Here is a 14,131-nt window from a genome sequence, read left to right on the forward strand (position 1 = left end):
GTCGGCCGAGGCCCCTGCGGTGCAGGAGGTCCCGGAGGCGCAGCCCGTCGCCGAGGCGGTCGTGGAGCAGGCCCCCGAGGCCGTGGCCGAGGTCGCCGCCGAACCCGCCGCCGAGGTCGTCGCCGAGGCCGCCGCACCGCAGTCCGCCCCCGAGGCGGCTCCCGTCGCCGAGGGTGAGGCGCCCGTCGTCGAGGCCGCCGCCGAGGTGCCCGTGGTCGTCGAGGCCGTGGAGTCGGTGGAGTCGGCCGAGGCCCCTGCGGTGCAGGAGGTCCCGGAGGCGCAGCCCGTCGCCGAGGCGGTCGTGGAGCAGGCCCCCGAGGCCGTGGCCGAGGTCGCTGCCGAACCCGCCGCCGAGCCCGCCGTCGAGGCCGAGGTGCCCACCACGGCGGAGGCCGGTCAGGAGGCGGCCCAGGCCGCCGAGCAGGCCGAGCAGCCCCAGCAGGCCGTGGAGGCCGTGGAGGCGCCGGCGACCGAGGCGCCCGCCGCCGAGGCCGCCGCGGTGGAGGCCGTGGCCGCCGACGCCGGGGCGCCCGAGCAGCCCGCCGGCCAGTCCGCCGAGCAGCCGGAGGAGCAGCCCGCGGCCGAGGCGGCCGTCGAGGAGCCCGCCGAGCCGCGCGGCCCGGCCGCCCCCGGCTTCGACGAGGCCGGCCGCGAGGCCGTCCACCAGGTGATCCGCGAGCGCCGTGACATCCGCAACGGCTTCCGCCCGGACGCGATCCCGCACGAGGTGCTGATCCGCGTCCTGGAGGCGGCCCACACCGCGCCCAGCGTCGGCTACTCCCAGCCCTGGGACTTCGTGGTGATCCGTTCGGCGAAGACCCGTCGCCGGATGCACGCCCTGGCCGAGCGCCAGCGCGAGGCGTACGCGGACTCGCTGCCCAAGGGCCGGGCCAAGCAGTTCAAGGAAATCAAGATCGAGGCCATCCTCGACACGCCGGTCAACATCGTGGTGACCGCCGACCGCACCCGCGGCGGCCGGCACACGCTGGGCCGGCACACCCAGCCCCAGATGGCCCCGTACTCGGCCGCCCTGGCCGTCGAGAACCTCTGGCTGGCCGCCCGCGCCGAGGGCCTGGGCGTCGGCTGGGTGAGCTTCTTCGACGACGAGGAGCTGGTCCGCGAGCTCGGTCTGCCCGAGCACCTGGAGGTCGTCGCCTACCTCTGCGTCGGCTTCGTCGACAGCTTCCCGGACGAGCCCGAGCTGGAGCAGCAGGGCTGGGCGAAGAAGCGCCCGCTGTCCTGGGTCGTCCACGAGGAGCAGTACGGCAACCGCGCCCTGCCGGGCGAGGAGCCGCAGAGCCTGCTCGCCGAGACGCTGCGCGGGATCCGCCCGCTGGACGCCAAGGCGCTCGGCGAGGCCTGGGACCGTCAGAAGCGGATGACCAAGCCGGCCGGATCGCTCGGCATGCTGGAGATCATCTCCGCGCAGCTGTCCGGGCTGTCCCGCAAGTGCCCGCCGCCGATCCCGGAGCCCGCCTGCGTGGCGATCTTCGCCGCGGACCACGGCGTGCACGCCCAGGGCGTCACCCCCTGGCCGCAGGAGGTGACCGCCCAGATGGTCGGCAACTTCCTGGCCGGGGGAGCGGTGATCAACTCCTTCGCCAAGCAGATCGGCACCGAGGTCTGCGTGGTCGACGTCGGCGTGGCCGCCGAGCTGCCGGACGCCATCCAGCAGGGCCGCACCACCGGTCTGCTGCCGCGCAAGGTCCGGCCCGGTACGGCCGACATGACCCAGGGCCCGGCGATGACCCGCGAGGAGGTCCTGCAGGCCGTCGAGGTCGGCATCGAGACCGCCCGCGACCTGGTCGCCGCCGGTAACAAGGCGCTGGTCACCGGCGACATGGGGATCGCCAACACCACCGCCTCGGCCGCCCTGATCTCGGTCTTCACCGGCCTGGACCCGGCTGAGGTCACCGGCCGCGGCACCGGCATCGACGACGAGACCCACGCCCGCAAGATCGAGGTCATCCGCGCCGCGCTGGCCCTGCACCAGCCCGACCCGGCGGACCCGATCGGCGTCCTCGCCGCCGTCGGCGGACTGGAGCACGCCGCGATCGCCGGCTTCCTGCTGGGCGCCGCCTCGCTGCGCACCCCGGTGGTCCTGGACGGGGTCATCGCGGGCTCGGCGGCACTGGCGGCCAAGGCGATCGCCCCCGAGGTGCTGGCCGCCTGCATCGCCGGCCACCGCTCGGCCGAGCCCGGCCACCAGGCGGCGCTGGCGAAGCTCGGCCTGCGTCCGCTGATCGACCTGGACCTGCGGCTCGGCGAGGGCACCGGTGCCCTGCTGGCCCTGCCGCTGGTGCAGAGTGCGGCCCGGGCGATGCACGATGTAGCCACCTTCGACTCCGCCGGGGTCACCGAGAAGGCCTGACGCACCCCGTCACCGCTCCGCGGACCGGCCCGAGGGCGCGCCGGTCCGCGGAGCGGCGTCACGTCGTACCCCCACCCCCACACCCGCACCACCGATCCAGGAGCAGCGCCGATGACCGCGCCCACCCCGCACCCCAGCACCGAAGGACGCACGCCCTACCCGGTCGGCCTGCTGCTCGCCGGCCGCCGCGTGGTCGTGGTCGGCGGCGGCCAGGTCGCGCAGCGCCGGCTCCCGGCGCTGATCGCCACGGGTGCGGACCTGCACCTGATATCGCCGGCCACCACCCCTGCCGTCCAGGCCATGGCCGACGCCGGCGAGCTGACCTGGCACGCCCGCCCGTACCGGGACGGCGACCTGGCCGGTGCCTGGTACGCCCTGGTCGCCACCGACGACCCGGAGGTCAACGGGGCGGTCAGCGCCGAGGCCGAGCGCGAGCGGGTGTTCTGCGCCCGCAGCGACGACGCCTCCGCCGCCACCGCCTGGACGCCGGCCAGCGGCCGGGACGCGGGTGCCACCGTCGCGGTGCTCACCGGCGACCCGCGCCACTCGGCGGGCCTGCGCGACGCCATCGTGGACGGCCTGCGGGACGGCTCGCTGGCCGCCCGCCAGTTCCGTGCGCACGGTGCCGGCGTGGCCCTGGTCGGCGGCGGCCCGGGCGACCCGGACCTGATCACCGTGCGCGGCCGCCGGCTGCTCGCCGACGCCGACGTGGTGGTCACCGACCGGCTCGCCCCGCGCGAGCTGCTCGCCGAGCTGCCCGAGCACGTCGAGGTGATCGACGCGTCCAAGATCCCGTACGGCCGGTTCATGGCCCAGGAGGCGATCAACCGGACGCTCGTCGAGCACGCCAAGGCCGGCAAGTTCGTGGTCCGGCTCAAGGGCGGCGACCCGTACGTCTTCGGGCGCGGCGGCGAGGAGCTGCTGGCCTGCGCGGAGGCCGGGCTGCCGGTCACCGTGGTGCCCGGCATCTCCAGCTCGATCAGCGTCCCGGCGGCGGCGGGCGTGCCGGTCACCCACCGGGGCATGACGCACGAGTTCACCGTCATCTCCGGCCACGTCGGCCCGGACGACGAGCGCTCGCTGACCAACTGGGCGGCCGCCGCGCAGATGAGCGGCACGCTGGTGCTGCTGATGGCGGTGGACAAGATCGGTGCGATCGCCGCCCGCCTGGTGGAGCACGGGCGCCCGGCCGACACCCCGGTGGCGATCGTCCAGGAGGGCACCACCGCCGCCCAGCGGCGGGTGGACGCGACCCTGGCCACCGTCGCCGCCGTGGTCGAGGCGGAGCGGATCAAGCCGCCGGCGGTGATCGTCGTCGGCGACGTGGTCAACGTGCTCGCGGCGGCCTTCCGCAGCTGAGCGCCGCGCGGTTCCGGGGCGGGCGGCGGGTCAGGCCCCGCCCCCGGAGCCGCGCGGGGACGCCGCACCGGCGGCCGGGCCCCTGGCGGGCTACTCCAGCGGCTGCTCCGTCCAGATCACCTTGCCCGTCGCCGTGTAGCGCGTCCCCCAGCGGTCCGCGAACTGGGCGACCAGGAACAGCCCGCGCCCGCCCTCGTCCGTGGTCGCCGCGTACTTCAGGTGCGGCGAGGTGCTGCTGCCGTCCGAGACCTCGCAGATCAGCGCGCGGTCCCGGAGCAGCCGCACCCGGATCGGCCCGGAGCCGTAGCGGATCGCGTTGGTCACCAGCTCGCTCAGGATCAGCTCGGTGACGAACGCCGCCTCGTCCAGCCCCCACGACGCCAGCCGCTCCGCCACCGACGACCGCACGGCGCCCACCGCGGCCGGGTCGGAGGGCACCTCCCACTCCGCCACCTGGTCCGGTGCCAGCCCCCTGGTCCGGGCCACCAGCAGGGCTATGTCGTCCAGCGGGCGCTCCGGGAGCATCGCGCCGAGCACGTCCGCGCAGGTCTGCTCCGGCGTGCGCGGCGGCCCGGTCAGCGCCGCGCGCAGCAGCTCCAGCCCCTCGTCGATGTCCCGTTGGCGGTCCTCCACCAGGCCGTCGGTGTACAGCACCAGGCGGCTGCCCTCCGCCAGGTCCAGCTCGACGGTCTCGAACGGCAGCACCGCCAGCCCCAGCGGCGGGCCGGTGGCCAGCTCCGGGAACACCACCCGGCCGTCCGGGGCCACCACGGCCGGCGGCGGGTGCCCGGCGCTGGCCATCGTGCACCGGCGCGCCACCGGGTCGTAGATCGCGTAGAGGCAGGTCGCCCCGGCGAGCGCCGCGTCCGAGCCGCTCGCGGACTCGTCCTGGTCGATCCGGTTGACCAGCTCGTCCAGGTGCCCGAGCAGTTCGTCCGGCGGCAGGTCCAGGGTCGAGAAGTTGTGGATCGCCGTCCGCAGCCGCCCCATCGTCGCCGCCGCGTGCAGGCCGTGCCCCACCACGTCCCCGACCACCAGCGCCACCCGTGCGCCCGGCAGCGGGATCACGTCGAACCAGTCGCCGCCGACACCGGCCTGGGCCGGCAGGTAGCGGTGCGCGACGTCCAGCGCGTTCTGCGCGGGCAGGTTGCGCGGCAGCAGGCTGTGCTGGAGGGTCACCGCCATCGCGTGCTCGCGGGTGTAGCGGCGGGCGTTGTCGATGCACACCGCCGCGTGCGACACCAGCTCCTCGGCCAGCGCCACGTCGTCCGTCTCGAACGGCTCGGGCCGGTCCGAGCGCCAGAACCGGGCCACCCCCAGCAGCACCCCGCGGGCCCGCAGCGGCACCCGCACCAGCGAGTGGACCCCGTACGCCAGCACCCTCGCGGACCGCTCCGGATCCTGCTCGCGCCAGTCCCGGGCGTCCGCCAGCCGGGGCTCCAGCCCGGGTCTGCCGCTGTGCAGGGCCCCGGCGAGCGGCGTCTCCGGCACCACGTCCAGCACGGTGTCCACCGGGTAGAAGGGCGCGTCGTCCCGGATCCCGGCGAACGCGGCGCGCCGCATCCGTCCCATCGAGGGGCCCGGCGGCGGCTCCTCGCCGGCCAGCACCTGCTCCGCCAGGTCCACGGTGACGAAGTCCGCGAACCGCGGCACCGCCACCTGCGCCAGCTCCTCCGCCGTGCGCGTCACGTCCAGCGAGCTGCCCACCGTCACCCCGGCGTCGTAGAGCAGCCGCAGCCGGCGCTGGGCGACCTCCGCCCGGCCGGAGAGCGCGAGGAGTTCGGTGGAGTCGCGCAGCGTGGCGACGCAGCCCTGCGGACCGCCCGCCGTACTGGTCAGCCGGACGTTCACGGCCAGCAGCCGCTCCCCGGCCATGACCACCTCGTCGGTGACCTGGCGGTCGGCGGTGAGCAGCTCCAGCGGGGCCGGTTCCAGGCCCAGCTCGGTGACGGGCCGGCCCTCGGCGTCCGCCGGCAGGTCCAGCAGCCGCCGGGCCTCGTCGTTGCAGAGGATCAGCCGCCCGTCGCCGCCGACGATCATGACGCCCTCGCGCACCGCGTGCAGCACGGCCGCGTGGTGCTCGTACATGCGGGTCATTTCCTCCGGGCCCAGCCCGTGGGTCTGCCGCCGCAGCCGCCGGCTGATCAGCGCGGTGCCGAGCGTGGCGAGCCCGACCGCGCCCGCGGCGGCGCCCAGCACCACCGGTAGCTGGCGCTCGCTCGCGGTGCTCACGTTGGCCAGCGTGATGCCGGCCGAGACCATCCCGGCCACCGAGCCGTCCGGCGCGTAGACCGGGACGACCGCCTGGACCAGCGGGCCGAGGGTGCCGGTGACCTCCTCGGTCACCACCTGGCCCTGGAGGGCGGGCTCGTAGGTGCCGATGAACTTCTGGCCGATCCTGGCGGGGTTGGGGTGGGTCAGCCGGATGCCGTCGTTGTTCAGCACGACGATGAAGTCGACGCCCGCCGCGACCCGCGCGGACTGCGTCTTCGGCTGCAGGATCGCGGTGGGATCGGGGGAGCGCAGCGCCGCCACGATGCCCGGCGAGTTGGCGAAGGTCTGTGCGACCGCCACCGACCGGTTGCGGGCCTCGTTGTTCGCGTCGTTGCGGGACTGCACCACCAGAGCCACCGCGGCCGCCACCACGAGCAGCAGCACGACGAGGATCTGCAGCGCGAAGACCTGCCCGGCCACCGACCGGTGCTTGACGGGCCACGGCCGTTTCGCGCGTGGCAGCTGTTGCCGACCGTATGGGCGCCCACCGGAGGGGCCGGCGGAACCAGTAGCACCAGAGGCCGACGGAGCCCAGGATCGACCCGGAAAACGGGCCATACGGTCATATTTGCACTATGGCTGGCGGAGAGCCAAGGCCAGCGGATCCGACCGCTTGGGCCGTTTGGCCTTCGCCGCCCCGCCTTGGCAAGATCGCAGGGTGTCCGAACCCCGTGCCATCACCGACCCCGCCGACCCTCGCCTCGGCGACTACACCGGCCTCACCGACGTCGAACTGCGCCGCCGGCGCGAACCCGCCGAGGGCCTGTTCATCGCCGAGGGGGAGAAGGTCATCCGCCGCGCCCTCGCCGCCGGCTACCGGATGCGGTCGATGCTGCTGACCGCCAAGTGGCTGGACGTGATGGCCGACGTCATCGCCGAGGCCGACGCCCCCGTGCACGTCGTCGAGCCGGGGCTCGCCGAGGCCGTCACCGGCTACCACGTGCACCGCGGCGCCCTCGCCTCGATGGAGCGCAAGCCGCTGCCGGAGGCCGCCGAGCTGCTCGCCGGGGCCCGCCGGGTCGCCGTCCTGGAGGGCCTGGTCGACCACACCAACCTCGGCGCCATCTTCCGCAGCGCGGCCGCGCTCGGCATGGACGCCGTCCTGCTCTCGCCGGACTGCGCCGACCCGCTCTACCGGCGCGCCGTCAAGGTCTCGATGGGGGCCGTGTTCGCGGTGCCCTACGCCCGACTCGATCCCTGGCCCGCGGCCCTGGACGCGGTGCGCACCGCGGGGTTCACCCTGTTGGCCCTCACCCCCGCCGACACCGCCGTCGACCTCGCCACCCTCTCCCCGCACCGGCTCCCCAGGGCCGCCCTGATGCTCGGCGCCGAGGGCGACGGCCTCACCCGCGCGGCCCTGGCGGCCGCCGACCACCCCGTCCGCATCCCGATGGCGCACGGCATCGACTCCCTGAACGTCGGCGCCGCCGCCGCAGTGTCCTTCTACGCCGTCACCGCCCCCACCCCCTGACCCCGCCGCCGACCGAAAAGCCGCCCCACCAGGCGGCAGCCCCCAGCCGTCGCCTCGCGCACAGGACGTCGCCCTCCCCGACCTCCCACGCAAGACCCCCGCCGCTCGACCCGGATCCGGGCGCTTCACCCCCAGCACGAGACATCGCCCCGCCCGACTTCCCACCCGGCCGAACGGCAGGCCCACCCCGTCCGGTGCCCGCGGCACTTCGGCGGCTCCCTGCGGCCACGAAAGGTCGCCCCGCCCGACTTCCGGGCTCCTCTTCGGCTGCAGGAAGTCGGCCTGTCCGACTTCCCATGCGGGATGCCCTGGGCGGCCGGCGTGGATCCGGTACTACCCCAGCACGAGACGTCGGCCCGTCCGACTTCCCGCGCCGGTAGGCAGCAGATCGCTGCAGCCCGTGCCCGCGGCACTTCGGCGTTTCTCCTCGCACATGAAAAGTCGCCCCGCCGGACTTCGCGGGCGGCGATGCTTTCAGGGCCTGCTTCGGGCGTGGGAAGTCGGCCTGCCTGACTTCCTGCGTGTGGAGGCCATGTAGGCCGGCGTGGATCCGATGCCTGTGATGGTCCCGGTGATTCATCAGTGGCCGGGAGGCTGGCCCGCCGTGGCCTATGCCTGTGGTCCTTCGGGACTCGCGTCGAGAACGAAAAGTCGGCTGGGCCGACTTCCTGCGCACGCAACCGGGCCAGCTGGTGCGGATCCGATGGCCGTAATGCCCTGGTGGTTCACCCTGGGCACGAAAGGTCGGCCTGCCTGGCTTTCCGTGCAGCCGGGCGGCATGCCAGCTGCGGCCCGTGCCTTCGTGGTTCAGGGTTCGCCGCGGGCACGAAAAGTCGGCCGGGCCGACTTCCTGGGTGGTTGTGGGGTCAGCCGGTGGGGGAGGTCGGCGGGGGTGGGGCGGCGGCGGGCGGTGGGGTGCCGGGGGTGGAGGCGCCGGGCCAGGACTCCTCCAGGGTGCCGTCGGCGCGGACGGTGTAGCGCGTGGAGGTGACGGCGCCGCCGGGCGCTCGTTCGTCACGGACGACCGTGCCGCCGTCGAGCCGCCAGGCGGCCGCCGCCTGCGGGTCGGCCGCGGAGGAGCGGGAGGAGGCCGCGGCCGGGGTGTCCCCGCTGAAGGCGAAGAGCTGGACGAGGTCCACGGGCACCGAGCCCTCGGTCCGGCGCAGGACGACCACCGTCGCCGGGGAGCCCTTGTACCGGGCCGGCAGTACCGCGCTGAGGGTGACCTGCGGGCCGCCGCCGACCGATCGGCCGTCCCGCAGGGCGATGCCGGGCCCGCCGGCGCCGTCGGGGTAGCTGCGGTTGGGCCAGTCCACGGCCGGGCCCGTTCCCTGCGGGGGAGCCAGCGCGCTTTCCCCGGGCCGGACGGCCGCCGGCGCCGCGAGCGGCGTGGCCTGGGGCTGGGCGGCGGCCGGTGGCGCGGCGGCCCCGTCCACGGAGGTCCCGCCCACCGAACCGCCCGCCGAACCGCCCGCTGACCCGCTCGGCGCAGCCGGTGCGCTGACGGCCGGGGAGGCCGGGGGCCGCAGACCCTGGTTGCTGCGGTTCTCGCAGCCCTGGGCGGCGGCGATGGCGAGGGCGACGCCGATCGTCACGGTGACGAAGACGACGATCCGCTGCCGCAGCAGCCGCTGCCGGGCGCTGCCGGGGCGCCCGCCGCCGGGGGCGGGAGTGTGCTGGCGGTCGCGGGGGCGTCCCCGGTCGCGGGGCCCGGGACGGCCGGGCGGCGGGGTCTGCGGGCGTTCCTGCAGCCGTCGGGTCACCGGGGTGGGCTCGGGGCGGGGGAGCGGTGCCGCGGACCCCTGCGGGCGGCGCGTCGCCGCCGCGCGGGGCCGGGCCGCCGCGGGTTCGGGCGAGCGCCCGGGTGCGGGTACGCCGTGCCGCGCCGCGTCGGGCGCGGGCGGTCCCCCCGGTGCGGGTGCGGGCGGCGCGCCGCGGCCCGGTCCGGGCCGGGTGGCGCGAGGGGCACCGGCGGCCGCGCCGCGGGCGGCGAGTTCGCTGAGCCGCTCGTGCAGGGCGGCGGCGCCGGGCCGCTCGGCGGCCTCCTTGGCGAGGCAGGCCCGGATGAGGGGGGCCAGCTGCGGCGGTAGCGCGGAGAGGTCGGGTTCCTCGTGGACGACCCGGTAGAGCATGACCTCGGAGGAGGCGCCGGATCCGAACGGGGTGTCCCCGGTGAGCGCGTAGGCGAGGGTGGCGCCGAAGGCGAAGACGTCGGTGGCGGGTGTGACGGCGGCGCCGCGGACCTGTTCGGGTGCCAGGAAGCCGGGGGAGCCGACGGCGGTGCCGACGTGGGTGAGCGTGCTGGCGCCGCGGGACCAGGCGATGCCGAAGTCGATGATGCGCGGGCCGCGGGGGGAGAGGAGGATGTTGGAGGGTTTGAGGTCGCGGTGGACGACCCCGGCCTCGTGGACCTTGACCAGGCCGTCGGCGAGGGCGGCCCCGATCCGGGCGGCCTCCGGCCAGCTGAGCGGCCCTTCGTCGCCGACCCGCTTGTAGAGCGACGGGCCGGGCACGTAGGCGGTGGCCAGCCAGGGGCGGTCGGCTTCGATGTCGGAGCCGACGACGCGGGCGGTGCAGCCGCCGCGGATGCGGGAGGCGGCGGCGATCTCGCGGGCGAAGCGGGTGCGGAACTCCTGGTCCTCGGCGAGTTCGGCGCGGATGAGCTTGAGGGCGACGCGCTGGCCGCGGCGGTCGGAGCCGAGGTAGACGACGCCCATGCCGCCGGCGCCGAGTCGCCGGTGCAGACGGTACGGCCCGACGATGCGGGGGTCCTCACGCCTCAGCCGCATCATCGCCATGTTCCGTCCCCGTCAGCCCGTGGGTGAGGCCCCGTCGGTTGGGGCATCGTCAGTTCCTGTCTGGCACAGCTTACGGACTGCCTGCTGCGGTGTGCTGATACGCAACACCTCAAGCGGCCGTGCGATTGTCGGATCTTGCGTTGACCCGCAGGTCACAGGGGTGCCGGATCGTTTCTCGGGGTTGCCCCTCAGGGTTCCCCCGGGGGTGCGGCGAAGGCTCTCTCCCCCTCCGGTAGTACGCCCCGAGTCCGGGCGTCATACTCCGGGATGCCCGCGGAACAGTACGACGGCATGACGCCCGAACGGCCCCCCGAGCCATAGCGTTGTGGTCAGCGGTGGACGGGGAGCTCGTCCCCCGAGGTAAGCCGTCCACCGCGCCAACTCGACCGGATCACAGGAGCAAGGGCATGGCACCGCAGCTCACGGGAACCCCCCGCCGCCGTCGGCCGGCCTTCCCCCAGTCCCGGTCGACGGAGCAGCCGACCAGGCACCCGGCGGTGGCGCTCGCCATGGCGCTGCCCTGCGCGGTGCTGCTGGTGATCCTGTTCGGCGGTTGGGACCAGATGGCGAACCAGGCCCAGGCCGTCGCCGACCTGATCTCGCGCTGAGAACGACCACCCGCGAGGGGAACCACACTCCGGCCCGCAGGGGCCGGCCACAGAACGGGCACTGGTCCCCTGGGGACGGGGAGCAGTGCCGCCGGGGAGGCCGCGGCCGCGTTGACACGCGGACGGGCGAGGAGCGGTGCGCAGAGCACCCCGGCAGGCGGAGACGCCGCGTACGGACGTCGGTGAGGGCGACCGTACGCGGCTCTTCCCCTTTCCCGGGCCGGGCAGCCCCGGGCCCCGGCCCCACGAGCCCCCTCCAGGGACCGCGCCGGGAACCCACGCCCCCTTCCGAGGCTCCGCCGCGCGACGTCATCGGACCGCCGGGGGAACGCCGAAAGGCCGGGGCCGTGATCCTCACGGATCACGGCCCCGGCCGTTGCTGTGCGCGATACTGGGATTGAACCAGTGACCCCTACCGTGTCAAGGTAGTGCTCTCCCGCTGAGCTAATCGCGCCTGGTGTGGCGGTCCTGCAGCAGACCCCGAAGGATCCGACGTGCGCGATACTGGGATTGAACCAGTGACCCCTACCGTGTCAAGGTAGTGCTCTCCCGCTGAGCTAATCGCGCCTGGTGTGGCGGTCCTGCAGCAGACCCCGAAGGATCCGACGTGCGCGATACTGGGATTGAACCAGTGACCCCTACCGTGTCAAGGTAGTGCTCTCCCGCTGAGCTAATCGCGCGGGGAGGTCGTCCGGTGGAACCGGTCGTCCTCTTGGAGGTGGAGACGGGATTTGAACCCGTGTACACGGCTTTGCAGGCCGTTGCCTCGCCTCTCGGCCACTCCACCAGGCAACACACGAAGAACGATCTTACACTGTTCTCCATCGAGCGGACGACGAGATTCGAACTCGCGACCCTCACCTTGGCAAGGTGATGCTCTACCAACTGAGCCACGTCCGCCTGTCTCCCGGGGGCTTCACCGCTTTTCTTCGGCTGCGCTCCCTGGCGACGTGTTGAACTCTAGCGGATTCCCGGGCCAGCTAAAAATCCGTTCCCGCAGCGTGCCGAGGGGATGCCCGCGGAGGGGGGTCCGGCCGGGCCCCGGAGCCGGTCACCGGCCGCCACCTGCGGCGCTCCCGGACGATCATCCGCAGGCCACCTGGCGCACACCCGCGCGACCTCCGGAGCTGCTCACGCCCCCCGGGCCGGACCCGCGCCCCCGACCTACACTTCAGGCACCGCCGCCCAGCACCACCGCGCAGGAGAACCGTGTCCGGCCCGATCGACCCCCGCACCCCGCTCGCCCGCTTCGGCGGCCGCCTGGCCACCGGCCTGCGCGACGTCACCTCGGACCCGGCCGCCCTCGACTCCACCGGCCACTGGGCCGTCGCCTACGACTTCGAGGGCCGGCTGACCTGCGCGCGCTTCGACGAGGTCCGCCCCGCCCCCGCACCGCCCTCGGGAGCGGGCTGGCGCGGACCGGAGGCCGGTGACTGGCAGAGCTCGCTGGACCGGGCCGCCTACACCGCGGGCGTGCGCCGCATACGCGAACACATCGCCGCCGGCGAGGTCTACCAGGCCAACCTCTGCCGGGTCCTCTCCGCGCCGCTGCCCGACCCTGAGCTCAGCGACGTCGACGCCCTCACCGGTCTGCTCGCCCACGGCAACCCCGCGCCCTACGCGGGCACCATCCGGCTCCCCGCGCACGGCGTCGAGATCGCCACCGCCTCGCCCGAGCTCTACCTGCGCCGCACCGGCCGCACCGTCTCCTCGGGGCCGATCAAGGGCACCGGCCGCACCGAGGACGACCTCCTCGACAAGGACCACGCCGAGAACGTGATGATCGTGGACCTGGTCCGCAACGACCTCGGACGGGTCTGCGCCACCGGCAGCGTCACCGTCCCCGACCTCTGTGCCGTCGAGAAGCACCCCGGGCTGGTCCACCTGGTGTCCACCGTCGAGGGCACCCTGCGCGAGGGCGCCGGCTGGCCCGAGCTGCTCGCCGCCACCTTCCCGCCCGGATCGGTCACCGGCGCCCCCAAGTCCAGCGCCCTGCGGATCATCGAGGCCCTGGAGACCGCCCCGCGCGGCCCCTACTGCGGTGCCGTCGGCTGGGTGGACGCCGACCGCGGCGAGGGCGAGCTCGCCGTCGGCATCCGCACCTTCTGGATCGACCGGAGCGACCCGGCGGCCCCCGTGCTGCGCTTCGGGACCGGCGCCGGCATCACCTGGGGCTCCGACCCCGACCGGGAGTGGGCGGAAACCGAACTGAAGGCCGCCCGGCTGGTCGCGATAGCGTCGGGCGGCGAAACCGACCCGACCGGGACGTAAGCCACCCCGACTCCCGCCCTAGGAGCAGCCCTCCATGCAGAACCCCACCACGAGCTGGGTCAACGGGACGCTCGTCGACTCCGCCGACGCCGCCGTCTCGGTCCTCGACCACGGACTCACCACCGGTGACGGGGTCTTCGAGACCATGAAGGCCGTCGACGGACGGGCCTTCGCGGTCACCCGCCACCTCGACCGGCTCACCCGCTCCGCCCGCGGACTCGGCCTGGCCGACCCGGACCACGACCTGGTCCGCGAGGCCTGCGCGCAGGTCCTGGCCGCCAACCCGGTTCCGCTGGGCCGGCTGCGGATCACCTACACCGGTGGCAACGCCCCGCTGGGCTCCGAGCGCGGCACCACCGGCCCCACCCTGGTCGTCGCCCTCGGCGCGATCGACCGCCGCCCGGACGAGACGGCCGTGGCCGTCGTCCCGTGGCGCCGCAACGAGCACAGCGCCGTCGCCGGCCTCAAGACCACCTCCTACGCCGAGAACGTGGTCGCCCTGGCGGCCGCCCACCGCGTCGGTGCCTCCGAGGCCCTCTTCGCCAACACCGCCGGCCGGCTCTGCGAGGGCACCGGCTCGAACGTCTTCGTGGTCATCGGCGGCCGGCTGCTCACCCCGCCGCTCGAGTCGGGCTGCCTGGCCGGCATCACCCGCCGACTGGTGGTCGACTGGTGCGGCGCCGAGGAGGCCGACCTGCCGCTGAGCGCGCTCCAGGACGCCGAGGAGGTCTTCCTGACCTCCACCACCCGCGACGTCCAGGCCGTGACCCGCGTCGACGACCGTGCACTGCCGGGCGTCGGCCCCGTCACCGCCAAGGCGATGGCCGTCTTCGCCGAGCGCAGCGGGGACGACCTCGACCCGTGACCCCGGCGCGTGACTCGGGCCCCGGCCCCGGCCCGTGACTCCGGCCCGGCGACGGACCCGGTGGCCGCACCGCCGACGCGGTCCGGCCACCGGGGTGGAGGGATCCGGGGTAGA

General features: G+C 74.9%; 7 protein-coding genes, 5 tRNA genes and 1 pseudogene. 6 read left to right on the top strand and 7 right to left on the bottom strand.

Annotated features, from left to right (window positions below; genetic code table 11):
• Nucleotides 1–2,371 (top strand): nicotinate-nucleotide--dimethylbenzimidazole phosphoribosyltransferase (gene cobT / locus ACFYUY_RS32110; RefSeq protein ID WP_387905875.1); only part of this gene is annotated, 2,371 nt, incomplete at its 5' end.
• Nucleotides 2,372–2,482: 111 nt separating this feature from the next.
• On the top strand, nucleotides 2,483–3,730 hold the full coding sequence (cobA, locus tag ACFYUY_RS32115) for a uroporphyrinogen-III C-methyltransferase (RefSeq protein ID WP_360208811.1): 1,248 nt from the start codon (nucleotides 2,483–2,485) through the stop codon (nucleotides 3,728–3,730).
• A 90-nt stretch (nucleotides 3,731–3,820) separates the two neighbouring features.
• Here the strand turns inward: cobA and ACFYUY_RS32120 are convergent, their stop codons facing one another.
• The gene (locus ACFYUY_RS32120) at nucleotides 3,821–6,562 is read right to left on the bottom strand and encodes a SpoIIE family protein phosphatase (protein WP_387905879.1); all 2,742 of its coding nucleotides are present in this window, start codon (nucleotides 6,560–6,562) and stop codon (nucleotides 3,821–3,823) included.
• A 100-nt stretch (nucleotides 6,563–6,662) separates the two neighbouring features.
• On the opposite strand from ACFYUY_RS32120, the gene ACFYUY_RS32125 reads away from it, so the two are divergent.
• Nucleotides 6,663–7,475: an RNA methyltransferase gene (locus tag ACFYUY_RS32125; protein WP_360208816.1), complete on the top strand. Its 813-nt coding sequence runs from the start codon at nucleotides 6,663–6,665 to the stop codon at nucleotides 7,473–7,475.
• Between the two features lie 1,478 nt (nucleotides 7,476–8,953).
• Here the strand turns inward: ACFYUY_RS32125 and ACFYUY_RS32130 are convergent.
• A pseudogene (locus ACFYUY_RS32130) lies at nucleotides 8,954–10,273 on the bottom strand (serine/threonine-protein kinase); the annotation flags it as partial.
• Nucleotides 10,274–10,680: 407 nt separating this feature from the next.
• Between ACFYUY_RS32130 and ACFYUY_RS32135 the strand changes: the two are divergent.
• Nucleotides 10,681–10,881, top strand: a complete 201-nt coding sequence (locus tag ACFYUY_RS32135) for a hypothetical protein (protein ID WP_387905882.1) — start codon at nucleotides 10,681–10,683, stop codon at nucleotides 10,879–10,881.
• A 382-nt stretch (nucleotides 10,882–11,263) separates the two neighbouring features.
• Here ACFYUY_RS32135 and ACFYUY_RS32140 read toward each other — a convergent pair.
• The 5 genes from ACFYUY_RS32140 to ACFYUY_RS32160 form a co-directional block, all read right to left on the bottom strand.
• A tRNA-Val gene (locus ACFYUY_RS32140) sits at nucleotides 11,264–11,335 on the bottom strand.
• A gap of 41 nt (nucleotides 11,336–11,376) precedes the next feature.
• Nucleotides 11,377–11,448 (bottom strand) — tRNA-Val (locus ACFYUY_RS32145).
• A gap of 41 nt (nucleotides 11,449–11,489) precedes the next feature.
• Nucleotides 11,490–11,561, bottom strand: a tRNA-Val gene (locus ACFYUY_RS32150).
• 33 nt (nucleotides 11,562–11,594) lie between these two features.
• Nucleotides 11,595–11,668, bottom strand: a tRNA-Cys gene (locus tag ACFYUY_RS32155).
• 40 nt (nucleotides 11,669–11,708) lie between these two features.
• Nucleotides 11,709–11,781: transfer RNA gene (locus ACFYUY_RS32160), tRNA-Gly, on the bottom strand.
• Between the two features lie 309 nt (nucleotides 11,782–12,090).
• Between ACFYUY_RS32160 and ACFYUY_RS32165 the strand changes: the two genes are divergently transcribed.
• Together ACFYUY_RS32165 and ACFYUY_RS32170 are read left to right on the top strand one after the other, a co-directional pair.
• Nucleotides 12,091–13,152 (top strand): chorismate-binding protein, encoded by a 1,062-nt coding sequence (locus tag ACFYUY_RS32165; RefSeq protein WP_360208822.1) that lies wholly within the window; start codon nucleotides 12,091–12,093, stop codon nucleotides 13,150–13,152.
• 34 nt (nucleotides 13,153–13,186) lie between these two features.
• Nucleotides 13,187–14,017: an aminotransferase class IV gene (locus tag ACFYUY_RS32170; RefSeq protein WP_387905885.1), complete on the top strand. Its 831-nt coding sequence runs from the start codon at nucleotides 13,187–13,189 to the stop codon at nucleotides 14,015–14,017.
• Nucleotides 14,018–14,131: the final 114 nt, after the last annotated feature.

The sequence above is a fragment of the Kitasatospora sp. NPDC004745 genome, from assembly GCF_042873275.1.
In the GTDB taxonomy this organism is placed as follows: Bacteria; Actinomycetota; Actinomycetes; order Streptomycetales; family Streptomycetaceae; genus Kitasatospora.